24 protein-coding genes, 1 tRNA gene and 2 pseudogenes are annotated in these 26,521 nt (G+C 61.1%); 14 read left to right on the top strand and 13 right to left on the bottom strand.

Annotation, left to right across the window (positions count from 1 at the left end):
• Positions 1–3: 3 nt before the first annotated feature.
• Both fabB and fabA read right to left on the bottom strand, forming a co-directional pair.
• On the bottom strand, positions 4–1,227 hold the full coding sequence (gene fabB, locus FHT29_RS31135; protein WP_168600910.1) for a beta-ketoacyl-ACP synthase I: 1,224 nt from the start codon (positions 1,225–1,227) through the stop codon (positions 4–6).
• Between the two features lie 54 nt (positions 1,228–1,281).
• Positions 1,282–1,797 (bottom strand): 3-hydroxyacyl-[acyl-carrier-protein] dehydratase FabA, encoded by a 516-nt coding sequence (gene fabA, locus FHT29_RS31130; protein ID WP_037199288.1) that lies wholly within the window; start codon positions 1,795–1,797, stop codon positions 1,282–1,284.
• 297 nt (positions 1,798–2,094) lie between these two features.
• On the opposite strand from fabA, the gene irrA reads away from it, so the two are divergent.
• On the top strand, positions 2,095–2,514 hold the full coding sequence (gene irrA / locus FHT29_RS31125; RefSeq protein WP_037199290.1) for an iron response transcriptional regulator IrrA: 420 nt from the start codon (positions 2,095–2,097) through the stop codon (positions 2,512–2,514).
• 95 nt (positions 2,515–2,609) lie between these two features.
• Here irrA and FHT29_RS31120 read toward each other — a convergent pair whose 3' ends face one another.
• Positions 2,610–3,245 carry a trimeric intracellular cation channel family protein gene (locus FHT29_RS31120; RefSeq protein WP_037199358.1) on the bottom strand — a complete coding sequence of 212 codons (636 nt, stop codon included), beginning with the start codon at positions 3,243–3,245 and terminating at the stop codon, positions 2,610–2,612.
• 144 nt (positions 3,246–3,389) lie between these two features.
• On the opposite strand from FHT29_RS31120, the gene FHT29_RS31115 reads away from it, so the two are divergent.
• A complete protein-coding gene (locus FHT29_RS31115) occupies positions 3,390–3,866 on the top strand; it encodes a hypothetical protein (RefSeq protein WP_092576521.1) in 477 nt (158 codons plus the stop codon).
• A gap of 43 nt (positions 3,867–3,909) precedes the next feature.
• Here FHT29_RS31115 and FHT29_RS31110 read toward each other — a convergent pair whose 3' ends face one another.
• The 4 genes and pseudogenes from FHT29_RS31110 to FHT29_RS31095 form a co-directional block, all read right to left on the bottom strand.
• A complete protein-coding gene (locus tag FHT29_RS31110) occupies positions 3,910–4,701 on the bottom strand; it encodes a YdcF family protein (protein WP_168600909.1) in 792 nt (263 codons plus the stop codon).
• A gap of 123 nt (positions 4,702–4,824) precedes the next feature.
• Positions 4,825–5,063: pseudogene (locus tag FHT29_RS34800) on the bottom strand (GIY-YIG nuclease family protein).
• Positions 5,064–5,281: 218 nt separating this feature from the next.
• Positions 5,282–5,357: transfer RNA gene (locus FHT29_RS31100), tRNA-Ala, on the bottom strand.
• Between the two features lie 151 nt (positions 5,358–5,508).
• Positions 5,509–5,889 carry a TIGR02300 family protein gene (locus tag FHT29_RS31095; protein ID WP_034512763.1) on the bottom strand — a complete coding sequence of 127 codons (381 nt, stop codon included), beginning with the start codon at positions 5,887–5,889 and terminating at the stop codon, positions 5,509–5,511.
• A gap of 310 nt (positions 5,890–6,199) precedes the next feature.
• Between FHT29_RS31095 and FHT29_RS31090 the strand changes: the two are divergent.
• From FHT29_RS31090 to rpsA, 4 genes and pseudogenes are all read left to right on the top strand, one after another.
• Positions 6,200–6,358: pseudogene (locus FHT29_RS31090) on the top strand (3-phosphoshikimate 1-carboxyvinyltransferase); the annotation flags it as partial.
• A gap of 74 nt (positions 6,359–6,432) precedes the next feature.
• Positions 6,433–7,068: an FMN-binding negative transcriptional regulator gene (locus FHT29_RS31085; protein WP_047561163.1), complete on the top strand. Its 636-nt coding sequence runs from the start codon at positions 6,433–6,435 to the stop codon at positions 7,066–7,068.
• A gap of 31 nt (positions 7,069–7,099) precedes the next feature.
• A complete protein-coding gene (cmk, locus tag FHT29_RS31080; protein WP_037199297.1) occupies positions 7,100–7,732 on the top strand; it encodes a (d)CMP kinase in 633 nt (210 codons plus the stop codon).
• A gap of 187 nt (positions 7,733–7,919) precedes the next feature.
• Positions 7,920–9,623, top strand: a complete 1,704-nt coding sequence (rpsA, locus tag FHT29_RS31075; protein WP_037199299.1) for a 30S ribosomal protein S1 — start codon at positions 7,920–7,922, stop codon at positions 9,621–9,623.
• An 85-nt stretch (positions 9,624–9,708) separates the two neighbouring features.
• Here the strand turns inward: rpsA and FHT29_RS31070 are convergent, their stop codons facing one another.
• From FHT29_RS31070 to FHT29_RS31060, 3 genes are all read right to left on the bottom strand, one after another.
• Positions 9,709–11,382 carry a hypothetical protein gene (locus FHT29_RS31070; protein ID WP_047561165.1) on the bottom strand — a complete coding sequence of 558 codons (1,674 nt, stop codon included), beginning with the start codon at positions 11,380–11,382 and terminating at the stop codon, positions 9,709–9,711.
• A 247-nt stretch (positions 11,383–11,629) separates the two neighbouring features.
• The gene (locus FHT29_RS31065) at positions 11,630–12,256 is read right to left on the bottom strand and encodes a ribonuclease D (RefSeq protein ID WP_047561168.1); all 627 of its coding nucleotides are present in this window, start codon (positions 12,254–12,256) and stop codon (positions 11,630–11,632) included.
• A gap of 83 nt (positions 12,257–12,339) precedes the next feature.
• A complete protein-coding gene (locus tag FHT29_RS31060; protein ID WP_047561196.1) occupies positions 12,340–13,170 on the bottom strand; it encodes a MerR family transcriptional regulator in 831 nt (276 codons plus the stop codon).
• Between the two features lie 193 nt (positions 13,171–13,363).
• Here FHT29_RS31060 and FHT29_RS31055 point away from each other — a divergent pair, with 193 nt between their 5' ends.
• Together FHT29_RS31055 and FHT29_RS31050 are read left to right on the top strand one after the other, a co-directional pair.
• Positions 13,364–14,635 (top strand): 4-aminobutyrate--2-oxoglutarate transaminase, encoded by a 1,272-nt coding sequence (locus FHT29_RS31055; RefSeq protein ID WP_037199305.1) that lies wholly within the window; start codon positions 13,364–13,366, stop codon positions 14,633–14,635.
• Between the two features lie 74 nt (positions 14,636–14,709).
• Positions 14,710–16,191: an NAD-dependent succinate-semialdehyde dehydrogenase gene (locus FHT29_RS31050; protein ID WP_047561170.1), complete on the top strand. Its 1,482-nt coding sequence runs from the start codon at positions 14,710–14,712 to the stop codon at positions 16,189–16,191.
• A gap of 9 nt (positions 16,192–16,200) precedes the next feature.
• Here the strand turns inward: FHT29_RS31050 and FHT29_RS31045 are convergent, their stop codons facing one another.
• A complete protein-coding gene (locus FHT29_RS31045; protein WP_037199308.1) occupies positions 16,201–16,947 on the bottom strand; it encodes a metallophosphoesterase in 747 nt (248 codons plus the stop codon).
• A gap of 414 nt (positions 16,948–17,361) precedes the next feature.
• Here FHT29_RS31045 and copD point away from each other — a divergent pair, with 414 nt between their 5' ends.
• The gene (copD, locus tag FHT29_RS31040) at positions 17,362–18,246 is read left to right on the top strand and encodes a copper homeostasis membrane protein CopD (RefSeq protein WP_047561172.1); all 885 of its coding nucleotides are present in this window, start codon (positions 17,362–17,364) and stop codon (positions 18,244–18,246) included.
• A 60-nt stretch (positions 18,247–18,306) separates the two neighbouring features.
• On the opposite strand, the gene FHT29_RS31035 is transcribed toward copD, so the two are convergent.
• A complete protein-coding gene (locus tag FHT29_RS31035; protein WP_047561174.1) occupies positions 18,307–19,077 on the bottom strand; it encodes a TIM barrel protein in 771 nt (256 codons plus the stop codon).
• Positions 19,078–19,141: 64 nt separating this feature from the next.
• Positions 19,142–20,092 (bottom strand): helix-turn-helix domain-containing protein, encoded by a 951-nt coding sequence (locus FHT29_RS31030; RefSeq protein WP_051964037.1) that lies wholly within the window; start codon positions 20,090–20,092, stop codon positions 19,142–19,144.
• A gap of 86 nt (positions 20,093–20,178) precedes the next feature.
• On the opposite strand from FHT29_RS31030, the gene FHT29_RS31025 reads away from it, so the two are divergent.
• The 5 genes from FHT29_RS31025 to FHT29_RS31005 all read left to right on the top strand — a co-directional run bounded on the left by FHT29_RS31025 (position 20,179) and on the right by FHT29_RS31005 (position 26,418).
• Positions 20,179–21,453, top strand: a complete 1,275-nt coding sequence (locus FHT29_RS31025; RefSeq protein WP_037199316.1) for a sugar ABC transporter substrate-binding protein — start codon at positions 20,179–20,181, stop codon at positions 21,451–21,453.
• Between the two features lie 112 nt (positions 21,454–21,565).
• Positions 21,566–22,426 carry a sugar ABC transporter permease gene (locus FHT29_RS31020; RefSeq protein ID WP_037199318.1) on the top strand — a complete coding sequence of 287 codons (861 nt, stop codon included), beginning with the start codon at positions 21,566–21,568 and terminating at the stop codon, positions 22,424–22,426.
• Positions 22,423–23,259 carry a carbohydrate ABC transporter permease gene (locus tag FHT29_RS31015; RefSeq protein WP_037199321.1) on the top strand — a complete coding sequence of 279 codons (837 nt, stop codon included), beginning with the start codon at positions 22,423–22,425 and terminating at the stop codon, positions 23,257–23,259. Before FHT29_RS31020 ends, FHT29_RS31015 begins: the two co-directional genes overlap by 4 nt.
• Positions 23,260–23,274: 15 nt before the next feature.
• Positions 23,275–24,363: a sn-glycerol-3-phosphate ABC transporter ATP-binding protein UgpC gene (gene ugpC / locus FHT29_RS31010; protein ID WP_037199322.1), complete on the top strand. Its 1,089-nt coding sequence runs from the start codon at positions 23,275–23,277 to the stop codon at positions 24,361–24,363.
• Positions 24,364–24,414: 51 nt separating this feature from the next.
• Positions 24,415–26,418, top strand: coding sequence for an aldo/keto reductase (locus FHT29_RS31005; protein ID WP_047561176.1), 2,004 nt, complete (start codon positions 24,415–24,417; stop codon positions 26,416–26,418).
• Positions 26,419–26,521 lie beyond the last annotated feature (103 nt).

Below are 26,521 nucleotides of genomic sequence, written 5' to 3'. Positions count from 1 at the left end.
GCGTTATCCGTTGTAGCGCTGGAATACGAGCGTGGCGTTGGTGCCGCCGAAGCCGAAGGAATTGGAAAGAGCGATGTCGATCTTGGCATCATCGATGCGCTTGCGCACGATCGGCACGCCGGCAAATTCCGGATCGAGTTCGGCGATATGGGCGCTTTCGCCGATGAAACGCTCCTGCATCATCAGGAGCGAATAGATCGATTCCTGAACACCTGCCGCGCCGAGCGAATGGCCGGTCAACGACTTGGTCGACTGGATCGGCGGGATCTTGTCGCCGAACACTTCGCGAATGGCGCCGATTTCCTTGCTATCGCCCACCGGCGTCGAGGTGCCGTGGGTGTTGACGTAGTCGATATCGCCCTTCACCGTGGCCATTGCCTGGCGCATGCAGCGTACCGCGCCCTCGCCCGAAGGTGCGACCATGTCGTAGCCGTCCGAGGTGGCCCCGTAGCCAACGACTTCAGCGTAGATCTTGGCGCCGCGTGCCTTGGCGTGTTCCAGCTCTTCCAGAACCAGCACGCCGGCTCCACCGGCGATGACGAAGCCATCGCGGTTGGCGTCATAGGCGCGCGAGGCGGTTTCCGGATGATCCTCGTTGAACTTGGAAGACATGGCTCCCATGGCGTCGAAGAGGTTCGACATGGTCCAGTCGAGATCTTCGTGACCGCCGGCGAACATCACGTCCTGCTTGCCCCACTGGATCATCTCCGTCGCATTGCCGATGCAATGCGCCGAGGTCGAGCAGGCAGACGAGATGGAATAGTTGACGCCGTGGATCTTGAACCAGGTCGCGAGCGTCGCCGATGCCGTCGACGACATCGACTTCGGCACGGCGAAAGGACCGATGCGCTTCGGGCTGTTGTTCTTGCGGGTAATGTCGGCGGCTTCGATCAGCGTGCGGGTCGACGGGCCGCCGGAGCCCATGATGATGCCGGTGCGCTCGTTGGTGATATCACCTTCCTCGAGGCCGCTGTCGGCGATCGCCTGCTTCATCGCGACATGGTTCCACGCGCCGCCCTGCGACAGGAAGCGCATGGCGCGGCGATCGACCAGTTCGGTCGTATCGATCTTCGGCGCACCCCAGACCTGGCACTTGAAGCCGTGCTCGGCGAAATCGGGGGAGAAAGAAATGCCGGACTTGGCTTCGCGCAGCGAGGCGGTCACTTCTTGAGCATCGTTTCCAATCGAAGAGACAATACCCAGACCCGTAACAACTACCCGTCTCATGTCGATGACCTTTTCTTAAACAGTCTGTCTTTGTGGAGGCGGCAACGCCGCAGTTCAGGCAACCTTGTCCTTTGACAGGCCTACACGCAGGTCTGACGCCTGATAGATGGTTTCGCCGTCGGCCTTCAGCCAGCCATCGGCAGTGCCGAGAACGAGGCGGCCGCGCATGACGCGCTTGAAGTCGATGCCGTATTCGAGGAGTTTCGTCTCCGGACGAACCATGCCCTTGAACTTCACTTCGCCGGTCGAAAGTGCCATGCCGCGGCCGGGTTCACCGAGCCAACCGAGGAAAAAGCCGGTCAGCTGCCACATGCCGTCCAGGCCAAGGCAGCCCGGCATGATCGGATTGCCGGCAAAATGACAGGGGAAGTACCAGTCGTCGGGACGCACGTCGTATTCGGCGCGAATATAGCCCTTATCGAAGGTGCCACCGGTTTCGGAAATATCTGTAATGCGATGGACCATCAGCATCGGTGGCAGGGGAAGCTGTGCGTTGCCGGGGCCAAACAGTTCGCCGCGGCCGCAGGCCAGGATTTCCTCGTAGTTGAAGCTGGATTGTCTCGTCGTCATAAAAATTCCGTTTCCCCCGCATGAATGCCGATGGATGTGAAGCTTTAGTGCAAGATCGACAGAAAATGAAGCGCAACCATCACACTCTCACTCCACCATCCAATCGAACCCGCTAGCCCTTATGTGGTGGTCGCATACAGGAACGCCAGAGCTGCGACCAGTGGCAAATGCGGCAAAAGCCCGATTTTTCCGGCTTTTGAGCACCTTCCCACCCCATCGAAACTATTGAAAGCGATCAAGGCAAAAGTTATATGGCTTAGTGAAGAATAATAGAAATCTGGAATCCGGAGTCCCTGAATGGCGGAAGAGGCCGAAATCGCGATCGAGACCAGGCTGCGCAATGTCGGCTTGAGACCGACCCGGCAGCGGATCGCGCTGGGTGATCTCCTTTTCGCCAAGGGCGACCGGCATCTGACGGTCGAGGAGCTTCACGAGGAAGCAGTGGCCGCCGGTGTGCCCGTCTCTCTCGCGACCGTCTACAACACGCTGCATCAATTCACCGAAGCCGGCATGATCCGCGTGCTCGCCGTCGAGAGCACTAAGACCTATTTCGACACCAACGTCTCCGATCATCATCACTTCTTCGTTGAAGGCCACAACGAAGTGCTGGATATTCCGATCAGCAATCTGACGATCGGCAACCTGCCGGAGCCGCCGAATGGCATGGAAATCGCCCATGTCGACGTCGTGATCCGCCTGCGCCGCAAGCAGCGATAAGAGGCAGTAGGCAGTAGGCAGTAGGCAGTAGGCAGTAGGCAGTGGAATTGTTTCACGGCCTTTTGCTATTGCCTAATTCCTATTGCCTCCCTGTCTCACATCACATCGTCGGGATGCCTGCCGGGCTTGTGATGATAGGTCGGGAAGGTCCAGCCAAACCAGAGCGCTCCGCCGCGCACGGCGAAGGCCGCGGCAACACCGAGCCCGGCCGACGCATAGAGCGGCAGCATCGTTGAATTGGCTGCGGTGAAGACGCCGGCGCCGACGAGCGCGGCCGTCACGTAGATTTCCGGCCGCAGCAGCACCGATGGCTCGTTCGCCAAGAGATCACGCAGAATGCCGCCGAAGGTCGCCGTCAGCGCGCCGGTGACGATGGCAACCGTGGGCGAGCCTGTCGCCGCCATGCCCTTTGCCGCCCCCATCACGCAATAGGCCGACAGCCCCACCGCATCGAGCCAGATGAGCAGCCGATAACGCGATTCGAACAGATGCGCGGTGAAGAAGAACAGCACGCCGACGATGGCGCAGATGATGATATAGGTCGGGTTCAGCACCCAGAAGACCGGCACCCGGCCGAGGATGATATCCCTGAGCGTGCCGCCGCCGATGCCGGTGACCGCCGCAAAAAACAGAAAACCGATCAGATCGAGCTGCTTGCGCGAGGCAGACAGCGCGCCGGTGGCAGCGAAAAGGGCGACGCCGGCGTAATCGAGAAACGAGAGAAGCGACATCGGGAACTCCAACAGGACGCCGGCGGCGATTTTCATGAAATGAATCACGACGGCAAGGGCCGCGCAAGCAGGCGCGTGTAAAGATGTCGCAGCGGTTACGGCGACCAACGTGGCCGCGACGGCGCTTCGAAGAGGAAATTTCCCGTGAAATCCCTGCTGATCGTGATCCTCAATCTCATCACATTCGTGATCATGCCCGCTACGGCGCTGGCGCAGCAGTCGATTCTTCAGGATCCAGTGGCGTTCGAGAAGGAGCACTTCACCAAGACCTGCGACGGCCAGGTGAGCTTCGGCGATCATTTCGCCACCGAGCAGGATATCAACAACGACACGCTAACCGATATCGTCATCAACGAAGGCGAGATCACCTGCAAGGGCGAAAAGGGCCCCTATTGCACGGATGAAGGCTGCCCCTACAATTTCTACGTCCATGTGGCCGAAGGCGGCTACCTGATGATCGCCACGGCGCAGATCTACGGCTACGATTTCATCCAGCGCTTCGGCAACATGGTGCTGGTCATGAAGATGCACCCGCACTTCTGCGACCGCACCGGCGGCGACCCCTGCGAGATCACCGTCAGGGTGCGCGGCGTCAAATTCGTCACCATCTCGAAGAAATAGCCATCAGGGCGCGGGCACGTAATTATACGGTCCGGACACGTGGTCACGGTCCGGGATAAAACGCCGATGTGCGGCCGACGGCATAATAGCCGACGAGGCCGATCCATTCGCGCATGCCGGTCGCCAGCAGTTGCGCATTGAGCGAAGGCTGGGTGAAATCGAGGCCGAGCGTTTCCTTGCCGGTGCTGCGATAGTCCACCGGCCAGGGCACGACATCGATGCCCTGCTTGCGGAAGATGCCCATCGAGCGCGGCATGTGGAAGCCTGAGGTGATGAGCAGGCAGCCCGAAAGCCCGTTCTGCGCCAGCAGCTCCTTGGTATTGACGGCATTCTCGAAGGTGGTGCGCGAGGTCCTGTCCTCGACGAGACGATTTGTGGGTATGCCGAGCGCGGTGAAGAAGCGCTCCGAGATGACGGCATCGCCTTCGTAGCTACCGCCGATCGAACCATCGCCACCCGAGACCACGATCCGCGCCTGCGGATATTTCTGTGCCAGCCGCAGCGCCTCGACGAGGCGATCACCTGCCGAATCGAGCTCATAGCCGCCACGCGCCGTCGTCACCTCGTTCTGCGTGGCGCCGCCGAGCACGATCATGCATTTAAGGTCAGCCGGATCGGCGGCAGCATGCGGAAAGCGCTCCTCCAGCCCTTGCACGATATAGGCGCCCGCCGTCGTATAGAGCGCGACGAACAGGATCAGCACCGACAATAGCGACGAGGCGAGCATGACGGCGCGCCAGCGCAGGAGAGCGGCGAGCAACGCCAGCAGGCCGAAAAAGAACGCCAGCGACAGCGGCTGACCGAAGATCCAGACAAGTTTCGAAAAAACGAACACGGCACATCCTTAAGCTTGTCGGCAGAAACGATTCATTCTCTCCCTAGCAGATTTTTGTGCACTGCAATGTGGCTATTTCGATCGCCGTGCCATCGAGGTGTCGGTTAGATGCCGAGAAGAGAGCTACGGCCTTTTCTTCGCGAAAGCGCGTCCTGAGCCCGATTTCAGATATTTTTCGAATCCATAAGCCTGCGATTCATCGGAGAAGGCAATGTAGGTTTTGATCGACCACGGCGCATATTTGGAGGTATGCGGGACTTCCCTCGCATTGTGCTTGCCAGACGAGCTTTGAGATCCCTGGTCACGCCGATGTAGTGGTGGTCAGGAAAGTCGCGGCTTATGAGGATATAGACGCACTTCATGCAGGGTATGATAGTGTACTGAGACGGGCACGCAACTCATGCGTTATCGCCAATTACGCCAGAATCATCGACGATGTTTGGCCAGCACATGATCGCAATATCTGGAAAAAGTCCGCTTGCGTTGCTGCGCAGCTTCAGCGCGACAGCCTTCGCTACCTTCTCGCCTTCGGCACATCAAGCCTACCGGCTTGCCGAGCCGAAGCTCGCAGAGCGAAGGCTGGTGGAGCTAAGCGGGATCGAACCGCTGACCTCTTGCATGCCATGCAAGCGCTCTCCCAGCTGAGCTATAGCCCCATCAAGGTGGTGCCGTTTGACCGGCCCTGGGTCCCTTCGAAGCGCTTTGCCCGTCGGGGTGGCGGCTTATTACTTCTGGTTCTTACAGATAGCAAGCCGAAAATTTCGGCCCGGGAACTTTTCTTGTTTGCCGGGCCGTCTTGTCCGCAGATCAGACGTCGTCGTCGTCGCCGGTGACGCCGATGATGTCGCTCATGTCGTCATCATCCTCATCTTCGTCGGCTTCGAGGAAGGTATCGTCGTCATCGTCGCCGATTTCGACATCGTCATCGCCGATATCCGGAATATCGTCGCCGGCCGCCGCCTCATCGGCATCCTCGAGAGACACGAGTTCGACTTCAGTGTTCTCGGTATCGACCTCGGCCACTTCCTCTTCTTCGGGAACTTCCTTCGAAGCGGAGGTTTCCTCGAAGTAGGACAAGGGCCAGGACTTGCCGGTATAAGGCGAGACGACCGGGTCCCGGTTCAGGTCGTAGAACTTCTTGCCATTGTCCGGATCGGTACGTTTTGTTCCAAGTTCCGTTTTCGCCACTGTCAAAGCCTCATGAATGACCGAATGAAAATCCGGCAATGCCGGGGAAACCGGCGTTTTAAGGGAAATATCAGCCGGTCCCCTTAATCGTTGCGGCCGTCTCTGTCAAAGCTAAACTTCATGCCGCTTCGCACGCGGTTTTCGCGCGTTGCGGGATGACTGGTCAGCGCGCCCATGTTAACGAGCCGGTGCAAGCCGCAGGACATCTGGCGCAGGGAGATCGCAGCCAGTCCTATAATGCTAGGGAATACCAGCGTGGCAAGGAAAATCGCCGGCGAAGATCGGTGCTGGCCGTTGCAGCCGCGGGGCTCATCTCGATCATCGCATCGCCATGAGCCTCCTCGTCACGAGGCTTGCCGCCGGGCACCTCGTCACGGTCGAGGATTCCGGCACGATCGCTACCAGTTTTCCGGATTTTCTTGATATGATGACAAGATTGGGCGCGACGATCGAAGTCAAGGACTGCTAGATCGCGCGCGAACAGCATCCGTAGCCGCGCACCATGAAGCGCCGGAGGATGGCGACAGCAAACGGACCGGAATCATGTATCAGCCGCCCCACCATCGCGAAGACGATCTCGGTACGCAACACGATCTTATCCGCGCCCACGCGCTCGGATTGCTGATCACCGCGGGCGACGGCGGCCTGATCGCCAATCCCGTGCCGTTCCACCTCGAGACGGGCCTTTCGCCGAAGGGCACGCTGCAGGCCCATGTCGCCAGGGCCAACGGCCAGTGGCGGGAAATCGCTGATGGCGCGCCGGTGCTCGTCGTCTTCCAGGGCGCCGATACCTATATCACCCCGTCCTGGTATGCGACGAAGCGTGAAACCGGCAAGGTCGTGCCGACCTGGAACTATGCCATCGTCCAGGTTCGCGGCAGCGCACGAATAATCGAAGATCCCGCCTGGCTGCGCACGCAGATCGGCGCGCTGACGCACGAGAACGAGAACAGCCGCTCGCAGCCCTGGGCGGTCGACGATGCGCCGCCGGAATTCGTCGCAGCGCAGTTGAAGGGCATTATCGGCATCGAGATCGATATCGAAACGATTGACGGCAAATGGAAGGTCAGCCAGAACCGGCCGCTGGCCGACCGGCAGGGCGTGGCGGACGGCCTCGACGCGATCGATCGCACCGACACCGCCGAGATGGCCGATCTCGTGCGTCGCTACAGCAAGTAACATCGGGATAAAGGGTAGGGACAAAAGAAGAATGATCATCGCCATCGACGGGCCGGCGGCAGCCGGCAAGGGGACCTTGGCGCGCCGGATCGCGGACGCCTATGGTTTCCACCATCTGGATACCGGCCTCACCTACCGCGCAACCGCCAAAGCGCTGCTCGATGCCGGCCTGCCGCTCGATGACGAGACTGTCGCCGAGGCCATGGCGCGCAAGGTCGATCTCGCCGGGCTCGACCGGGCCATCCTGTCGCAACACGAGATCGGCGAAGCGGCATCGAAGATCGCCGTCATGCCGGCCGTGCGTCGGGCTCTGGTCGAAGCGCAGCGCAGCTTTGCCGGCAAGGAGCCCGGCACCGTGCTTGACGGTCGCGACATCGGCACCGTCGTCTGCCCGAACGCGCCGGTGAAATTCTATGTCACGGCCTCGGCCGAGGTCAGGGCGAAGCGGCGCTACGACGAGATCGTCGAGGCCGGCGGCCGCGCCGATTACGCAGCCATTTTCGAGGATGTGAAGCGCCGCGACGAGCGTGACATGGGCCGCACCGACAGCCCGCTTCGGCCATCCGAAGACGCGTACTTGCTTGATACCTCAGAAATGAGTATAGAAGCGGCGTTTCAGACGGCAAAGTCGATCATCGACACCGCTCTGAGCCGAAATGCCTGAAAATGCGAGCGGCTGTCGCGTGCTTATAGCGCACGGAGTCGCCAATTTGTATGAAGCCTGACATTCCGTCCAAGCGCCGGATAGCTTTCCCTCAAGGGGAAGGCGGACTGGGGTCAGGCCTGTTCAACACGAACCACCGGCGCATCAGTGTCCAAAAATGCATAATAAGGACACGCCAGGAGATTTTATGTCTGTAACTACCCCCTCTCGCGAAGATTTCGCAGCCCTTCTCGAAGAATCCTTCGCCAAGAACGATCTCGCCGAAGGCTATGTCACCAAGGGCATCGTCACCGGCATCGAGAAGGATGTCGCCGTTGTCGACGTCGGCCTCAAGGTCGAAGGCCGCATCGCACTGAAGGAATTCGGTGCGCGCGCCAAGGACGGCACGCTCAAGGTTGGCGATGAAGTCGAAGTCTACGTCGAGCGTATCGAAAACGCGCTGGGCGAAGCCGTTCTTTCGCGCGAAAAGGCTCGCCGCGAAGAAAGCTGGATCAAGCTCGAAGCCAAGTTCGAAGCTGGCGAACGCGTTGAAGGCGTCATCTTCAACCAGGTCAAGGGCGGCTTCACCGTCGATCTCGACGGCGCTATCGCCTTCCTGCCGCGCTCGCAGGTCGACATCCGTCCGATCCGCGACGTGACCCCGCTGATGCACAACCCGCAGCCCTTCGAAATCCTCAAGATGGACAAGCGCCGCGGCAACATCGTCGTGTCCCGCCGTACGGTTCTGGAAGAGTCCCGTGCCGAGCAGCGTTCTGAAATCGTTCAGAACCTCGAAGAAGGCCAGGTTGTTGACGGCGTCGTCAAGAACATCACCGATTACGGTGCGTTCGTTGACCTCGGCGGCATCGACGGCCTGCTGCACGTCACCGACATGGCTTGGCGCCGTGTGAACCATCCGTCGGAAATCCTGTCCATCGGCCAGCAGGTCAAGGTACAGATCATCCGCATCAACCAGGAAACCCACCGTATCTCGCTCGGCATGAAGCAGCTCGAGAGCGATCCGTGGGATGGCATCCAGGCCAAGTATCCGGAAGGCAAGAAGATTTCCGGTACCGTCACGAATATCACCGACTACGGTGCGTTCGTCGAGCTGGAGCCGGGCATCGAAGGCCTGATCCACATCTCGGAAATGTCCTGGACCAAGAAGAACGTTCATCCCGGCAAGATCCTGTCCACGAGCCAGGAAGTCGAAGTGGTCGTTCTCGAAGTCGATCCGACCAAGCGCCGTATCTCGCTTGGCCTGAAGCAGACGCTCGAAAATCCGTGGGCTGCATTCGCCCGCAACCATCCGGCCGGCACCGAAGTCGAAGGCGAAGTCAAGAACAAGACCGAATTCGGCCTGTTCATCGGCCTCGACGGCGATGTGGACGGCATGGTGCACCTCTCCGACCTCGACTGGAACCGTCCGGGCGAACAGGTCATCGAGGAGTTCAACAAGGGTGATGTCGTCAAGGCCGTCGTTCTCGACGTCGATGTCGACAAGGAACGCATCTCGCTCGGCATCAAGCAGCTCGGCAAGGACGCAGTCGGCGAAGCAGCAGCTTCCGGCGACCTGCGCAAGAATGCAGTCGTTTCCTGCGAAGTCATCGCAGTCAACGACGGCGGCATCGAAGTGAAGCTCGTCAGCCACGAAGACATCACCTCGTTCATCCGCCGCGCCGATCTGTCGCGCGACCGCGACGAACAGCGTCCGGAGCGTTTCTCGGTTGGACAGATTGTCGACGCCCGCGTCACCAACTTCTCCAAGAAGGACCGCAAGATCATGCTGTCCATCAAGGCTCTGGAAATCGCGGAAGAGAAGGAAGCCGTTGCTCAGTTCGGTTCGTCCGACTCGGGCGCTTCGCTCGGCGACATCCTGGGTGCGGCTCTGAAGAACCGCAACGCCGAATAATCTTCGGCTGAAGCCTTATCGAAACAAAAACCCGCCGGAGCGATCCGGCGGGTTTTTCTTTGACTGTACTATGCGCTCTTCCCGATTATTCCCACTCCACCATGCGGCGATAGAAATCGAAGGCATGATCCTGCGGGCGATCGGCCGGCGCGGGCTGCGGCAAGGCAGGCAGGTCCGGCGCGACAACCGCATTCTGAGAAGAGACGAGCTGCGCTTCCGTATCGCCGGAGGTCTCGTCGGCCGCCTGCGGCGATGATTCCGGAGCCTGTGAATCGTCTTCGGTCTCGTGCTGCTCCTTATCGCCGTCGCTGGCCTCTTCGCCTTCCTCGTCTTCCTCGTCTTCGACAGGATCCACGCGATCGACCGGTTTCGATTCGGCGTCCTTGGTGGGGGTGGCCGCCGGCAGATAATTCGCAACGACGAAGGGAACCCCCAGCGGTATCGGGGCAAGTACTCCCATCTGCTCTGGCGCATCGAACGTTGCCGTTGCTGCTGCAGCTGATGTCTGAGGCTGGGGCTTTCCGGCAAGTGACGCAACGGAAACAGACGCCTCCGGTTCAGCTGCCAGCGCTGTCGGCGTAAAGCCCGCCGCAACAAGGCGGCTTCTGCCACTTTCATCGACGGCCGGCTGTGGCTGGGGCGACATTTGCCCTGCCCCATTGGCGGTCAGCGCCTGCGCTATGATCTGTTCGACCGAGGCCGCCGGATTGCCGATGATCTGCAGAAGGGCCGAACTGGCTGCCGCCACAGGCGGGTTGATGACAACCTGCAGCCCCTGCTTGATATCGGCCTGAATCTGCTGGATGTCGCGCGGCACCGGCGGCGGCGTAAGCGGCGATCTGATCAACTCGACTTCAGTCGGCAGCTTGGTCTCGGCAGCGATCGCCGCCAGCAATGGCCCCGCAGTCAGATCATCGACAAGGGACGCAAGTTGCGAAGACAACAAGGTCGCATTGGCGTCGACGTTGGCGCCAGGCGCTACTTGCGGAGCCGGAGGCGATCCGCTTTGTGCGATCGCTTGCGCCGGAGCCGCTTGAACGGCGGCAGCGGGGACGGGCGAAGCCGAAGCACTCGGCGACGGTGCCTCTTGGAGCGCTTGGGCCGGCTGTGCGACAGGCTGAGCCGCCGCAGGCAGCGCCGTAGAAGGCCCCGCTTCTTTCACGGGGCCCGTCAACAATGCTGCCTGGGCTACCATATCGGCTGCTTTCTGCGTCAGGGCCGGCGTCGGCATCTGCGTTACCACGCTTTCCGGCTCTCCGGCATTCTGGCCGTAGGAATTGACGACCGCCTTCAACGCGGCGTCGGGTTCTGCGGAAGGCGCAGGCTCGAGGCTGAGAGCCAGTTGTAGCGCTTGCGGGCTTTCCGGGTTCTCCAACGCTTTGGCCAGCAGAGGCAACGGGATCGGCGTGCTTATCTGCGCGTTCAGCCGCTGCTGTGCTTCAGCGAGCTGTTGCGGCGGCAGGCTGCGGATCGTGGCGGCGATGCGCTGCGCGAAGGCGGCATCGCTCTCGCCCGGTTCACGTGAAACGTTCAGCGCCGCGCCGGCAGCATCGATGGCGGAGAGCAGGCTATCGAACATCCGCTCGCGTGCCGCCACCAGCAGCATGTTCAGCTTGCCCTCGACGTTGGCATTGATCGCGCTCGATAGAACGGCCAGCGGTGTTGCCGCTGTCTGGAGGCCAGCAGTCTCCGCCGTCACAACGACGGGCTTTTCAATAGGCGCAGCCACGGCGGACACGGCACCAACGGGAAGCAACATGACATGCTCCTTTGTCTGGCAAGGCGACGATGGAAGCGGGGGGCAGGGTCAATCAGGGTCCGCTCATGCGGCCGGTCGATGTTCGAACGCCAGGTAACCGGGGGGCGAAACGGGAAAACGCCGTCGAACGCAGCAAATCAACCGACATGATAGCAGTCAGTTCCTTAACAGATCGCTAAAGAGAAAAGCTGGTGCCACTTTCGCAGCACCGGCTTTCATTGAGAGTTTCGCTCTTCAGGCAAAGCTATCAGCTATGCGCAAAAATATCCGCCTCTTCCCAGCCGAGGAGATCGAGCTTGGCGCGCGTGGGAAGGAAGGCAAAGCAGTCGTCCGCATAGTCCATGCGGCCGTCGCGCAGCAGGCGTTCCGTCAGCTTGGCGCGCAGCGCGTGGAGATAAAGCACGTCGGAGGCGGCATATTCGAGCTGCGCCGGCGACAGTCTTTCGGCAGCCCAGTCGGACGATTGCTGCGCCTTGGAAATATCGACGTCGAGCATTTCCTTGAGATTGTCCTTCAGGCCATGACGGTCTGTATAGGTGCGGCAGAGGCGCGAGGCGATCTTGGTGCAGAACACCGGCGTGGTGGTGACGCCGAAGGTGTGGAACAACACGGCGATGTCGAAGCGGCCATAGTGAAAGATCTTCTGGCGGGCGGGATCGGCAAGTATGGCGACGAGATTGGGGGCCTGCTTCTGGCCGGCGGCGATGCGGATGACATCGGCCGTGCCATCGCCCGGCGAAAGCTGCACGACGCAAAGCCGGTCGCGGCGCGGAATGAGGCCGAGGGTCTCCGTATCGACGGCAATGGCGCCGGTGTAGCGGGCGGCATCGTCAGCGGAAATATCACCTTCGTGGTAACGGATGGTGGCAGCCATGAGATTCTCCCGGCTTTGTCTTCTGAATTCGCTTTTCGTCCGTTCTATAGAACAGACAGGGGGATGACGATACCGCTCGCCGCTCAAAATGTCGGCGGCGTGTTGACCCAGAGCAATATGGTCTCACCATCATGGCGGTTGCGCCAAGAGTGATAGCGGCGGCTCTCGAAGTAAAGCGAATCGCCAGGCAGAAGATCGAAGAACTGATCGCTGTCGAGCACCAGCTCCAGACGCCCGGCAAGGACGTGAATGAACTCCTCCCCCTCGTGACGATAGGCGCCTTCGCTGGCCGCGCCCGGCGACAGCACGAAGCGATGGCAATCCATCATCGTCTTTCCTTCGGCCAGAAGCTGGACGGTGACGCCGGGCGTCGTCGCCGGCCAGGTGCGCCACTCGCCCGCCCTGATCAGGGCCGGAACATCCTCGCGTTCTTCGCCCGACAGGCGCGAGACCGTCGTGCCGTAGTAATCCGCGAGATCATGAAGGGTCTTGAAGCTGACGCCTTGCGAGGTCCGCTCCAGCGTCGACAGCGTCGACGACGTTATTCCCATGTCGGCGGCAACCTGCTCCAGCGTCCTGCCGGCCGTATGGCGCAGCGCCCGCAGCTTGCGGCCGATGCCGGAAGGCGCCATCTGTTCGCCATTGTCGGCAGCAGGTCCCGAAGCATCCTCGTTTTCCAGCGCCTCGCGGATAGCCGCCGGGTTGAGGCCGCGCTCGGCACGGAACCAGGAAATGCGCTTCAGCCGCGCCACATCCTCGGCGCTGTACTGACGGTGCCCGGTCACCGAGCGAAAGGGTACGACCAGGCCCTGGCTTTCCCATAGCCGCAGGGTGGAAGCCGACACGCCCGCCAGACGCGCCGCTTCCGCCACCTTGTAGCGCACGGGGGAGCGCTCGGGCTCGATACTGCTCATTTGCCAATCATCCCTGATCTCTAGTCTTTTGATCTGCTTAGCATGGAAGAAGCGCTTACGTGAACCTTCGCGCATTCTTGTCATCCGCACAAAATCCCACTTGAAATCTTGCAGGAAAAATGTAGGAATTTTCTAAAGAACTTGCAGAAGTTCTGCAAGCTAATTTGAAACCGCCTTCCTTGGAGCCACAGCGATGACCCTGACCGAGCGGAAGAATGCCGCCATTTCCCGCGGCGTCGGCATGATGACGCAAATCTATGCCGACCGCGCCGAAAATTCCGAGATCTGGGACAAGGAGGGACATCGCTATATCGATTTCGCTTCCGGCATTGCCGTGGTGAATACCGGCCATCGCCATCCCCGCGTGATCGCCGCCGTCAAGGAACAGCTCGACCGCTTCACCCACACCTGCCACCAGGTCGTGCCCTATGAAAGCTATGTGCATCTGGCCGAACGGTTGAATGCGATCGTTCCCGGTGATTTCGCCAGGAAGACGATCTTCGTGACGACAGGCGCCGAAGCCGTCGAAAACGCCGTGAAGATCGCCCGCGCCGCCACTGGCCGCTCCGCCATCATCGCCTTTGGCGGCGGCTTCCACGGCCGCACCTTCATGGGCATGGCGCTGACCGGCAAGGTCGCGCCCTACAAGATCGGCTTCGGCCCGATGCCGGGCGATGTCTTCCATGCGCCCTTCCCCGTGCCGCTGCATGGCGTCAGCGTCGAACAATCGCTGGCGACGCTGAAGAAGCTGTTTGCAGCCGATGTCGATCCGCGGCGCGTGGCCGCCATCATCCTCGAGCCGGTGCAGGGCGAAGGCGGCTTCTATCCGGCGCCGCCAGCCTTCATGAAGGCGCTGCGCGAAATTTGCGACCAGCACGGCATTCTCCTGATCGCCGACGAGGTGCAGACCGGCTTTGCGCGCACCGGCAAGATGTTCGCGATGGATCATCATGAGGTCGCCGCCGATCTCGTCACCATGGCAAAGAGCCTTGCCGGCGGCTTCCCGCTCGCCGCCGTCACCGGCCGCGCCGAAGTGATGGATGCACCGGAACCAGGCGGCCTTGGCGGCACCTATGGCGGCAATCCGCTTGGGATCGCCGCTGCCCATGCCGTGCTCGACGTCATCGCCGACGAGGATCTTTGCAATCGCGCCAACCAGCTCGGCTCGCGGCTGAAGCAGCGGCTGGAATCGCTGCGCGACAAGGTGCCCGAGATCGTCGACATTCGCGGCCCCGGCTTCATGAATGCCGTGGAATTCAACGATGTCACAACGAAGCTGCCCAGCGCCGACTTCGCCAACAAGGTGCGGTTGATCGCTCTCGACAAGGGCCTGATCCTGCTGACCTGCGGCGTCTACGGCAATGTCATCCGCTTCCTGTCGCCGATCACCATCCAGGACGGCGTGTTCAGCGAGGCGCTCGACATTCTCGAAGCCTCCATGATCGAGGCGAGTGCCGCGCGCTAACCGCCGCCCTTCCGCGTTTTCTCTATGATCCGCCCGCGCGGCCTGCCGGGCGAAAACCTGTCGGAGTGCATATCATGTCGTTTACGACCGCAATGACCAAGCATGTCCCCTTCTCCTCGCGGCTCCTGCGCGACACCGGCTATATCAACGGCGTCTGGACGGCAGGCGGCGCGACCAAGACCTTCGATGTCATCAATCCCGCCACCGGCGAAGTGCTCGCGACGCTCCCCGACATGGGTGCCGCCGAGACGACGGCGGCGATCGACGCTGCCTACATCGCCCAAGTCGCCTGGGCTGCCCGCCCTGCCAAGGAACGCGCCGTCCTCCTGCGCAGGTGGTTCGATCTGATGATCGCCAATGCCGATGAACTGGCGGCGATTCTGACGGCCGAGATGGGCAAGCCGCTGCCGGAGGCAAAGGGTGAAATCCTCTACGCCGCGTCCTATGTCGAATGGTATGCGGAAGAGGCCAAGCGCATCTACGGCGAAACCATACCCGCGCCGTCCAACGACAAGCGCATGGTCGTCATCAAGCAACCGGTGGGAGTCGTCGGCACGATTACGCCCTGGAATTTCCCGGCTGCGATGATCGCCCGCAAGATTGCGCCGGCGCTTGCAGTCGGCTGCACGGTTGTCTCCAAGCCTGCCGAACAGACGCCGATGACGGCGATTGCGCTTGCCGTGCTTGCCGAAGAGGCTGGTATTCCGGCCGGCGTTCTCAACATCATCGTCGGCATCGATGGGCCGGCGATCGGCCGTGAGCTCTGCGGCAATGCCAAGGTGCGCAAGATCAGCTTCACCGGCTCGACAGAGGTCGGCCGCATCCTGATGCGCCAGTGCTCAGACCAGATCAAGAAGGTCAGCCTCGAGCTCGGCGGCAACGCGCCGTTCATCGTCTTCGACGATGCCGATCTCGACGCCGCCATCGAAGGGGCGCTGGCTTCGAAGTACCGCAATGCCGGCCAGACCTGCGTCTGCGCCAACCGGATCTATGTGCAATCCAGCGTCTATGATGCCTTCGCGGCCAAGCTCGCCGCCAAGGTGTCAGAGCTTTCGGTCGGAGACGGCTTCAAGCCGGGCGTGACCATCGGGCCGCTGATCGACGAACAGGGCGTCGCCAAGGCCGAAGACCATGTTCAGGACGCAGTATCGAAGGGCGCACGGGTCCTCCTCGGCGGCAAGCGCATCGAAGGGGCCGGCACCTTCTTCGCGCCGACCATTCTGACCGGCATCGACCGGACGATGAAGGTCGCCCGCGAGGAGACATTCGGCCCTGTCGCGCCGCTCTTCCGGTTCGAGACGGTCGAAGACGTGATCGCGCAGGCAAACGACACGGAATTCGGCCTTGCCGCCTATTTCTTCGCCGGCGATCTGAAGAAGGTCTGGCGGGTTGCCGAGGCGCTGGAATACGGCATGGTCGGCATCAACACCGGCCTGATGTCTTCAGAGACGGCGCCTTTCGGCGGCATCAAGCAATCCGGCCTCGGCCGCGAAGGCTCGCGCCACGGCGCAGACGACTATCTCGAAATGAAGTACCTCTGCATCGGCAATCTGTAAGCCGGCAAATCAAGTGGAGGTAATGTGGATGCGGCCCTGCCATAGCCGGGCCGCCGTCAACCGCCCGGTGTGAAAAGCGCCGGTGTCGAGATTGAGCCGGAGCCCGCGGGCTTCGGCCCGTTTGACCGGCGTGTGACCGTGCACGATCAGCTTCGGCAGCGGCTGCGCACTGTCGTAAAAACGCGAACGGATGAACACGAGGTCAGCTTCCTGCTGATCGGAAATCGGCCGGTCCGGATCGATACCCGCATGGACGAACAAAGCCTGCGGCGTATCCAGCAGGATCGGCAACCGGCGCAGGAAATTGATGTGATCGTCGGGAAGCCAGGTTCGGATGAATGTGTCGAGTTTTTTCTGGCTCGGATATTGCTCCCGCAATGTCGGGATATCCACCCCGTAGGAGTTGAGAGTGGCGGCACCACCGAGCGCCACCCAATCATCCAGCGATATCTCGCCATCGATATAGGCGAGCATTTCCATTTCATGGTTGCCCGTCAGGCAGATGCGGTCGAAGCCATTCGGCGGCGGCGCCATGAGCCGGCCGACGACCTGCGCCGAGGCCGGACCGCGATCGATATAGTCCCCCAGCATAATGATGAGCTTGCGCCCTGGCAGCCCGGCAGCATCAGCGACGATCTTGCGCTCCAGCAAGCTCAAGAGATCGTACCGGCCATGTACGTCGCCGATGACGTAGGTGGGCATGTCGAGATTCTCGAGCCGCTCGCGATGCCGGTGACGGCCGAAGCCATGAGCCATTTTTTCACGTGTCCTAGCTGCCGACATGAAACTCCCTTTCGAGCGTACACCCCGGAACGCCTTAACAACCTTTGCAGAAAGGACTCAAAAGCGACGATTCTTTGCCGAAAAGCAGGAATCAGCGCTCTCGCCGGATGTTTCGACCGGCATTTGCCGTCGACACCAGCCTGCCTTGCGGCAAAGCGTCCCGAATGCCGCCTTTATGCATGGAGAAAGTTGACAGGGCGTATCCGGAATCCTATCGCGCTTGACAACTCAACGGGAGACTATTTGCTCGCTGGAGCGTGGCGAGCCCGGCGTCCCTGCTTTGTTGGCACGATAGCTGCGCGTTTGCCATACAATAACGAAAAACGAAGCCAGCCCCGACCGAAGGCCTATCATCAATAGTGCCTGTAACTTTACCGTGAAGCCCTGATGAATCCGACGACAGCGCTCGAACTCTGCCGCTTTTTTCACGACGCATCGCTGATGCTGCTGTGGGGTGCCTGTGTTTATCTGTCTCTTCTGGTGCCGAAGGCGCTCGCCGATCGGGTCTGGCGCATCCTTGCGATCCCTTTCGTCCTCCTTGCGGCGATCGCGGCCCTGACGGCGCTGCTTTGGCTGCCCGCTGCGACCGCCGCCATCGGCAACGGCTGGAGCGACGCACTCGATGCCGGCACGGTCCATGACGTCCTGTTCGATACCACGGTTGGCCGAGCGTGGCAGGCGCAGGTGCTTGCGGCGACCATTCTGCTTTTGGTCTTCCTGTCGCCCGAGGGCTGGCGCCGCCGTGGGGTCGCGCTGGGGTCGGGCCTCGGCCTTGCCGCGCTTGCCTTGACCGGACATGCATCGATGCTTGAAGGCTGGCTGCGCTATGCGCACCGCGCCAACGACATCCTCCATGTCCTGACCGGCGGCGGCTGGCTGGGCGCGCTCTTGCCGCTGATCTCCATTCTCCGGCTTCTGAGCCGTCCGGAATGCAGGGCGGACGCGCAACTGGCGCTGCGCCGCTTCTCGCATGCGGGACACTGGGCGGTGGCGCTCGTCATCCTCTCCGGCGTCCTCAATGCCATCATGGTCCTGAAACGCCTGCCGACCGACTGGTCCTCGCCCTATCAAAGGCTGCTTGCCATCAAGATCGCGCTGGTCGCGGGCATGACGCTGCTGGCGATCATCAATCGCTATGTCTTCGTGCCATGGATCGGCCGCAACCCAAGCCGCGCCTTGCAGGCGCTTCGCCTTGGAAGTATCGCCGAAATCGTTATCGGCATTGTTGTCATCGGGTTGGTCGCGGTCTTCGGCATGCTGGAGCCGGTCTAGACCGTTTGTTTTCAAGCAATTTCGGACGGAAAGCCGCTGCTCACTTTTCCTGGGATTGCCCTAGCCGCCGATCGACTTCACCACAGCGCGAACGGCCTCGGCGTCGCTCGTTTTCGGCCGGTATTCCAGGCCCACCCTGCCGCCATAACCATGTGTAAACAGCCAGTCCAACCGGTCAACCAGATCGATGTGGCCCGTGCCAGGATCGCTGCGGCCCCGATAATCTGCGACATGGACATGCACGATCCGGTCGACGCGATCACCGACGACATGCTCCGTCTTCTCATCCATCACGGCCGAATGATAGAGATCGTAGACGATGCCGATTTCGGCGCGGCCGACCTCATCGACGATGTCGAGGCCTTCCGCAGTCGACGACAGGTAGTAACCGAGATGGTCGATTTTCGTGTTGAGCGGCTCAAGACCAAGCCGAACGCCTGAACCCTTAAGGATATCCGCGCCAGCACTCACGGCCGCCACAAGGGCTGCCCGCTGCTCGGCGCGCGAAAACTCGGGAAGATCGTCGCCGGCCTGGGCAATGAGAACCGGCGCGCCGAGACGTCGCGCCACGACGACGGATTCCCGCAGGCCTTGAAGCCACGTCTCTTTGTTTGCCGGATTCGTCAGCGCGATCATCGGCTCGGCCACCAGGCCGGACACCGCAATGCCGGTCTCGGCGACCGCGGCGGCGATCGCATCCAGATCCTTGTTGGTCCAGCGCCAGAACTCGACCGCATCCAGCCCGGCCCGATGCGCCAGCCGGATACGGTCGGCGAAGACATCATCTTCGCGCGCGAACAACCACTCGATACAAGCAGAAAACTGCCGCATGGGATTCTCCCTCCCTCAACCGGTCACAAGCAATGCGCAAGACCGCCCGCGATCGCAAGAGGCGCTAGCGATGGAATTGCGGGGCCGGCCGCCGCATCGAAGGCTTGATGGCTTCGACATTCATCGCGGAGAGGACGCGCATGTCTCGGCGGAAATCGGAAGGCGTCATGCCGGCAATGTGGCGGAAGGATTTGTTGAAGGCGCTTATCGAGCCGAAGCCGCTGTCCATAGCAACCTGCAGGACATTGGCGCCGTCGCGCATCAGCATCGCCTGGGCACGAGAAAGACGCAGCAGGTTCACATATTTACCGAGGGTCATGCCGGTGGATTTCTTGAAGAGATTCATCGCATATTTCGGATGCAAATCCGCCGCCTTGGCAATATCGACCGTATCGATGTCATGCAGGAAATTGGCGGCGATGAAATCGCACATTCTCGCCAGGCTGCGCGAGGATTGCGGATGGACCTGCTCGTTCGTCAGGTTTTCCTGCTTCTCCGGTACCATGCGGTAGGGCTCGAAGGCGATCCTCTCCAGACGCAAGAGAAGTTCGGCGACGGCGTGTTCGGCCTTCGTCCGATCGCCGGACATGGCGTAACGGTGCCATCTGGCGAAATTCTCGTCATCGGCGGCATCGGTTGCCGAGCTTATCAGCGTCTGCCCGCGGATCAGCCGGCTGGAAATATCGAGCGGCAGCCGCATGCGGAAAAAATGCACGAGCGGCAGATGCGCGCCCGCATAGATCGCATCGTCGGACAGTTCATCCAGCTGATGCGGCTGACCGCCCCAGAAGAGGCAGATCTCGCCGGCCTTCAGATGAAGCTCATGATCGCCTATATGGTAATGTACGGTACCGCGCACGATGTAGTTCACTTCCACCTGCGCGTGCCAATGCGGCTTCGCCATCGGCAGCGGATGGGAATAAAACATCTGCAGGATCGTTGGCAGCCCTTCGACACTGCTCGCGCCCGGCTGATAGACCGCTCGATCGCCCACCTTACTTTTCGCCAAGTCCATGTTCCCTTTTTAGGAGACAGAAGCGTACCGGGAGCTAGTTTAAGCGCGTTCGCTTGCGGACAGCAATTGAAAAGGGAGGATTTTCAATGCGTTTAAAACTTGCTGGAGCGGCGGTGCTTGCCACCTTGCTCGCTTCCGGTTCTGCCTTTGCGGAACAAACCACCATTACGGTCTGGAGCTGGAACATCGCCGCGTCGGCGCTGAAATCCACGATCGAAGGCTTCAATAAGAAATATCCGGATATCAAGGTCGATGTGCAGGACATCGGCAACCCACAGGTCTTCGACAAGATGCTGGCCGCTTGCGCCGCCGGCGGCGACGGCCTGCCCGACGTCATGTCGATCGAAAACCACAAAGCTTCCATTTTCTGGAACCGCTTCCCCGACTGCCTGACCGACCTGACGAAGCTCGGCTATAATGACGACCTCAAGAAGCAGTTCCCGGATTTCAAGCGCGCCGAACTCGAAGTCGGCGATGCGGCCTATGCGATGCCATGGGATTCCGGCCCGGTCACCATGTTCTATCGCCGCGATCTCTACGAAAAGGCCGGCGTCGATCCGGCAACGATCAAGACCTGGGACGATTTCATCGCTGCCGGCAAAAAGATCTCTGCCGCAAACCCGGGCGTGATCATGGCGCAGGCCGATCTCAACGGCGACACCGAATGGTTCCGCATGCTCGCCAATGAACAGGGCTGCGGCTACTTCTCGGATGACAGCCAGAGCATCACCGTCAACCAGCCCGCCTGCGTCAAGGCGCTGGACAAGGTGAAGGAAATCAAGGACGCGGGCCTGCTGAGCGCTGCAAACTGGAACGAGAAAATCCAGTCGAACACTGCCGGCAAGGTGGCATCGCAGCTCTATGGCGGCTGGTACGAAGGCACCATCCGCTCCACGTCGCCAGATCTCGCCGGCAAATGGGGCGTCTATCCGATGCCGAGCATGACGGCCGACGGCCCGCATGCGGCCAACCTCGGCGGTTCTTCGCTGGCGATTGCCAACAGCTCGAAGAACAAGGAAGCCGCCTGGAAATATCTGAGCTACACGCTTGGCACCAATGAGGGCCAGGTCACGATGCTGAAGTCCTTCGGGCTCGTGCCGTCGTTGCTGACGGCGGTTCAGGATCCCTTCGTCAACCAGCCGCAGCCCTATTGGGGTGGGCAAAAGGTCTGGACCGATATCCTCGCCACCCTGCCGAAGATCCGCCCGAATCCCGGCACCCAGTATTTCAGCGACGCCGACGAAATCATAAAGGCCGTCCAGACGAAGTACCTTGCCGGCGGCTATCCGAACGGCAAGGCGGCGCTCGACGACGCGGCCCAGCAGATCGCCTCGGCGACGGGTCTGCCGCTCGCGAAATGAGTGACATAGCCGGGCGCGCATCCCAAGCCGCGCCCGGCATCCCCGCCGCCCTGGAGGCGGCGGGGATGTGTCGTCACGGATCATTTCACTGCGCATAAAGGAGGAGGCTTTCATGCGGCTGCAGAACCGGAGCGCCTATGCGTTTCTTGCGCCCTATCTTCTGGTGTTTACGGCCTTCTGGGTGTGGCCGATCATCGATTCGTTCCTGATTTCGTTCCAGAATACCCGCGTCAATCCTTGGACTTTCAACCTGCCGCTCAATTGGGGGCGACTATTCGGCGACCCGGCCTTCTACAACGCACTTCAAAACACGCTTATCATCCTGATCGTCCAGGTACCCGTCATGATCACGCTCGCCACTGTCATGGCGGTGCTGTTGAATTCACCACTGCTCAAGGCGCGCGGCATTTTCCGCTTCGCTTTCTTCGCACCCGTCGTGGTCGGCGAGGTCGCCTATGCAGCCGTCTTCCGCTTAATGTTCAACGTCGATTTCGGCATCATCAACAAGCTGCTCGGCGGTGTCGGCATTTCGCCGGTGTCGTGGTTTGCAGACTCCCACGCCGCCATGGTCCTCATCATCATCGCCGTCACCTGGCGCTGGGCCGGATACAACGCCATTATCATCCTGTCTGGGCTGCAATCGATCCCCGAGGATGTCTATGAAGCTGCAACGCTCGACCGTGTCAGCCGCTTCCAGCAGTTCATCCACATCACCCTGCCGCTCTTGAAACCGATCATTCTCTTCTGCGTGGTCCTGTCCGTCATCGGCACCATGCAGCTCTTCACCGAACCATATCTGATCACCAACAGGGGTGGCCCCGGCGGTGGGACGGAGACGCTCGGCCTGTTGCTATATCGCCAGGCCTTCCAGTCGACCAACTTCGGCTATGCCTCGGCGATTGCCTACACGATGGCGGCGCTCGCCGTGGTCATCTCTCTTCTCAATCTCTGGGTGGGGCGCGAAGCTAAATGAAATCGAAGTCCAAATCCACTCTGATCCGCTCGCTCGCCTTGCACGGCCTGCTGGCGCCGCTCGCCATCATCTGGCTGTTTCCGCTCTGGATGATGTTCGTCTTCTCGACCATGCCCGATTACGGCATTTTCAGCCCCGGTATCATCCTGACACCGTCGACAGGTTTCATGGACAACGTCCGCAACCTCCAGGCCGACACCAACTTCATCGGCGCTATGACGATCTCCATCGTCGTTGCCATCGTCTATACGGTCCTGTCGGTCATGCTGACCTCGATGGCGGGATGGGCTCTGGCGCGCTACCAGTTCGCCGGCCGTCCGGGCGTCATCGGCATCATCCTCGGCACGATCACCCTTCCCTACTCCGTCGTCGTCATCCCACAGTTCATCATGGTGGCGCGCGATTTCGGGCTGGCCAATTCTTGGGTCGCGCTGATCGTGCCGCCACTCTTCAATTCGCTCGGCGTGCTGTTCATGCGCCAGGCCTTCTCGATGATGCCCGGCGAGCTGTTTGATGCGGCCAGGGTTGAGGGTGTCAAGGAATGGCAGATCTTTCTGCGCATCGCCCTGCCACTCGCAAGACCGACGATGGCGGCGCTCGCCATTATCCTGTTCCTGGCCTCCTGGAACAACTACCTCTGGCCGCTGCTCATCAATTCCCGGCCTGGAATGATGACCGCGCCCGTGGCGCTCGGGACGCTCATCGGCCTCACCAGAGTATCCTGGGGCGGCATCATGGCCGGCGCGGTGATGCTGACGGCGCCGATCCTCGTCATCTTCGTTCTCCTGCAGCGCCACTTCATCGCCGGCATCGCCGCCGGCGCAATCAAATAATTCCGGGAGACCCGTATGGCTGAACTATCCCTTAACAACATCGTCAAACGCTACGGTTCACTGGAAATCATTCACGGCGCCAATCTCGAGGTGAAGGACGGCGAATTCGTCGTTTTCGTCGGCCCTTCGGGATGCGGCAAATCCACACTGCTGCGCATGATCGCCGGGCTGGAGGATATTTCCGGCGGCGAGCTCAAGATCGGCGGCCGCGTCGTCAACGACATGGAGCCGGCCGATCGCGGCATCGCCATGGTCTTCCAGTCCTATGCCCTCTACCCGCATCTGACGGTGGAGCAGAACCTGAATTTCGGCCTGCGCATGAACGGCAATCCGAAGGCGGATACCGACCGCCGCGTCAAGCAGGCCTCCGAGATCCTGCAGATCACCGAGCTGATGCAGCGCCGGCCGAAGCAGCTCTCCGGCGGCCAGCGCCAGCGCGTCGCCATCGGCCGCGCCATCGTGCGCGAACCGCAGATTTTCCTGTTCGACGAACCGCTCTCCAACCTCGATGCCGAGCTGCGCGTGCAGATGCGCGTCGAAATCTCCCGCCTTCACAAGAAGCTCGGCACGACGATGATCTATGTGACGCATGATCAGACGGAGGCGATGACCCTTGCCGACAAGATCGTCGTGCTGCGCAGCGGCAACATCGAACAGGTGGGAGCACCGCTCGACCTCTATGACGATCCGGCCAACCAGTTCGTCGCCGGATTCGTCGGCTCGCCGAAGATGAATTTCCTGCGCGCCGAGGTCGTCGACAATCAGCCTGGCCGCGTCGGGGTGGCCCTTCGCGACCAGCGCAATGTCCGCCTGTCGCTGCCGATCACGGCAGCGGGCGTCGAAATCGGCGAGCATGTGACGCTGGGCGTTCGCCCCGAGCACTTCCTCGACGCCGGGCGAGGCGATGCGGATCTGACCGTCGACGTCGACGTCGCCGAGCATCTCGGCAACACCAGCTACATCTACGCCAACATCGCCGGCGGCGAGCAGATCGTCATCGAACGCGAAGAGTCCCGCAACACCGGCAACCGGGACACGCTTACCGTCGCGCTTTCCGCGGCCAAGACATTCCTCTTCGACGGTGCCGGAAACCGATTGCGGTAGGCGCTGTCTTTTCTCCCAAGACAGCATGCAGATTTAGGAAAGGATCGTTCCATGAGTACAGATACACCCATCCGCTGGGGCATTATCGGCCCCGGCAGGATCGCCCAGACTTTTGCCGACGGCATCGCCCATTCCCGCAGCGGCAAGCTGGTGGCCATCGCCAGCCGCAACCCGGACAAGCCGGGTCTCGGCGACAATTTCCCCGGCGCCCGCATCGTTAGCGGATACGAGGCGCTGCTTGCCGACAAGGACATCGACGCCGTCTATATCGCCACGCCGCACACCGGCCATGCCGAATGGGCGATCAAGGCGATCCGCGCCGGCAAGCATGTGCTTGTCGAAAAGCCGATCGCGCTTTCGGCCTATGATGCAGAAGCAATCTATTACGAAGCCAAGAAGGCCGGGGTCTTCGCCGGCGAAGCTTTCATGTACCGCGTCCATCCGCAGACGGCGAAACTGATCGAACTGGTGAAGAGCGGCGCGATCGGCGAGCTGCGCATCATCCGCTCGTCCTTCGGCTTCAACATGGGCACCGTCAAGCCGGAACATCGGTTGTTTGCCAATGAAACGGCCGGCGGCGGCATCCTCGATGTCGGCGGCTATCCCGTGTCGATGGCGCGTCTGATTGCCGGTGCCGCCGATGGCAAGCCGTTTCTCGATCCCGACAAGGTCTCGGGCGTTGCCCATCTCGGCCAGACGGGCGTCGACGAATGGGCGTCGGCCGTGCTGAAATTCCCAAACAGCATTATTGCCGAAGTCTCCTGCTCGATCATGGCAAACCAGGACAACACGCTGCGGATCATCGGCTCCGAAGGACGCATCGAAGTTGCAGACTTCTGGTTCGCCTCCGGCCATAAGGGCGGCGTCGGCAAGATCGAGCTCATCAAAGGCGGGGAGACCCAGACCATCGAAGTCAAGGAGGAGCGCTGGCTCTATTCCTTCGAGGTCGATGCGGCGGGCGATGCCATCCGCGCCGGACACAAGGAATTCGCCTATCCCGGCATCGGCTGGGCGGATTCGATCGGCAACCTCCGAGTTCTCGATCAGTGGCGCGCCTCCATCGGCCTCGAATACGAAGTCGAGAAGGCAACGCATAGGACGAAGAACATCGCCGGCACAGCCGTTACCAAGGGCAACAGCATCCCGAAGCGCGACATCCCCGGCATTACTAAGCCGGCATCGACCGTCATGCTCGGCTTCGAATTCTTCCCGAATTTCGCGGCCGCCTCGCTGACGCTCGACGCCTTCTATGAAGCCGGCGGTAACGCCTTCGACACTGCTTATGTCTATGGCGGCGGCAAGACGGAGAGCATCTTCGGCGATTGGCACACCAGCCGGAAGGTGCCGCGCGAGGAGATTGTTTTGATCGGCAAGGGCGCCCATTCGCCGCTTTGCTACCCGGATATGATCTCCAAGCAACTCGACCAGTCGCTCAACCGCCTGAAGACCGACTATGTCGACATCTACTTCATGCATCGCGACAACACGGCCGTCCCGGTCAGCGAGTTCGTCGATGCCATGGATGCCGAGGTCAAAGCCGGCCGCATTCGCGGCATTTTCGGCGGTTCGAACTGGACGCGCGCCCGCTTCGACGAGGCGATCGCCTATGCCGAGAAGAACGGCAAGACCGCACCTGCGGCGCTTTCCAACAACTTCTCGCTGGCCGAAATGCTCGACCCGATCTGGGCCGGATGCGTCGCTGCCTCAGACGACGAATGGAAGGCTTGGCTGAACGCCAAGCAGATCCCGAACTTCGCCTGGTCGAGCCAGGGCCGCGGCTTCTTCACCGACCGCGCCGGCCGCGACAAACGGAACGATGAGGAACTGGTGCGCGTCTGGTATTCCGACCGCAACTTCGGCCGCCGCGACAGGGCGATCGAACTGGCGCAGAAGCTCGGCCGCAACCCGATCCATATCGCGCTTGCCTATGTCATTGCCCAGCCGTTCCCGGTCATCCCGCTGATCGGCCCGCGCACGATCGCCGAGCTGGAAGACAGTCTCTCGGCGCTCGACATCAAGCTGACGCCGGAACAGGTGAAGTGGCTTGAAGGCTGAAACGACACGGCCGGTTCGTGACATCACGGCCGGCAGTTGAGTGCGATTGCGCAAAATGAAAACAGCCCATCCGGACTTCCGGGTGGGCGATTGCATATGGAGC

The sequence above is a fragment of the Rhizobium sp. SG741 genome (genome assembly GCF_012275435.1).
Classification (GTDB): Bacteria; Pseudomonadota; Alphaproteobacteria; order Rhizobiales; family Rhizobiaceae; genus Rhizobium; species Rhizobium lusitanum.
This window is presented reverse-complemented; position numbering and strand designations above follow the sequence as displayed.

What these genes read in the sequence shown, in the direction of transcription:
- fabB (WP_168600910.1), bottom strand. Translation starts at nt 1,227, where the DNA reads ATGAGACGGGTAGTTGTTACGGGTCTGGGTATTGTCTCTTCGATTGGA.
- fabA (WP_037199288.1), bottom strand. Translation starts at nt 1,797, where the DNA reads ATGACGACGAGACAATCCAGCTTCAACTACGAGGAAATCCTGGCCTGC.
- irrA (WP_037199290.1), top strand. Translation starts at nt 2,095, where the DNA reads ATGGCGGAAGAGGCCGAAATCGCGATCGAGACCAGGCTGCGCAATGTC.
- FHT29_RS31120 (WP_037199358.1), bottom strand. Translation starts at nt 3,245, where the DNA reads ATGTCGCTTCTCTCGTTTCTCGATTACGCCGGCGTCGCCCTTTTCGCT.
- FHT29_RS31085 (WP_047561163.1), top strand. Translation starts at nt 6,433, where the DNA reads ATGTATCAGCCGCCCCACCATCGCGAAGACGATCTCGGTACGCAACAC.
- cmk (WP_037199297.1), top strand. Translation starts at nt 7,100, where the DNA reads ATGATCATCGCCATCGACGGGCCGGCGGCAGCCGGCAAGGGGACCTTG.
- rpsA (WP_037199299.1), top strand. Translation starts at nt 7,920, where the DNA reads ATGTCTGTAACTACCCCCTCTCGCGAAGATTTCGCAGCCCTTCTCGAA.
- FHT29_RS31070 (WP_047561165.1), bottom strand. Translation starts at nt 11,382, where the DNA reads ATGTTGCTTCCCGTTGGTGCCGTGTCCGCCGTGGCTGCGCCTATTGAA.
- FHT29_RS31065 (WP_047561168.1), bottom strand. Translation starts at nt 12,256, where the DNA reads ATGGCTGCCACCATCCGTTACCACGAAGGTGATATTTCCGCTGACGAT.
- FHT29_RS31060 (WP_047561196.1), bottom strand. Translation starts at nt 13,170, where the DNA reads ATGAGCAGTATCGAGCCCGAGCGCTCCCCCGTGCGCTACAAGGTGGCG.
- FHT29_RS31055 (WP_037199305.1), top strand. Translation starts at nt 13,364, where the DNA reads ATGACCCTGACCGAGCGGAAGAATGCCGCCATTTCCCGCGGCGTCGGC.
- FHT29_RS31050 (WP_047561170.1), top strand. Translation starts at nt 14,710, where the DNA reads ATGTCGTTTACGACCGCAATGACCAAGCATGTCCCCTTCTCCTCGCGG.
- FHT29_RS31045 (WP_037199308.1), bottom strand. Translation starts at nt 16,947, where the DNA reads ATGGCTCATGGCTTCGGCCGTCACCGGCATCGCGAGCGGCTCGAGAAT.
- copD (WP_047561172.1), top strand. Translation starts at nt 17,362, where the DNA reads ATGAATCCGACGACAGCGCTCGAACTCTGCCGCTTTTTTCACGACGCA.
- FHT29_RS31035 (WP_047561174.1), bottom strand. Translation starts at nt 19,077, where the DNA reads ATGCGGCAGTTTTCTGCTTGTATCGAGTGGTTGTTCGCGCGCGAAGAT.
- FHT29_RS31030 (WP_051964037.1), bottom strand. Translation starts at nt 20,092, where the DNA reads ATGGACTTGGCGAAAAGTAAGGTGGGCGATCGAGCGGTCTATCAGCCG.
- FHT29_RS31025 (WP_037199316.1), top strand. Translation starts at nt 20,179, where the DNA reads ATGCGTTTAAAACTTGCTGGAGCGGCGGTGCTTGCCACCTTGCTCGCT.
- FHT29_RS31020 (WP_037199318.1), top strand. Translation starts at nt 21,566, where the DNA reads ATGCGGCTGCAGAACCGGAGCGCCTATGCGTTTCTTGCGCCCTATCTT.
- FHT29_RS31015 (WP_037199321.1), top strand. Translation starts at nt 22,423, where the DNA reads ATGAAATCGAAGTCCAAATCCACTCTGATCCGCTCGCTCGCCTTGCAC.
- ugpC (WP_037199322.1), top strand. Translation starts at nt 23,275, where the DNA reads ATGGCTGAACTATCCCTTAACAACATCGTCAAACGCTACGGTTCACTG.
- FHT29_RS31005 (WP_047561176.1), top strand. Translation starts at nt 24,415, where the DNA reads ATGAGTACAGATACACCCATCCGCTGGGGCATTATCGGCCCCGGCAGG.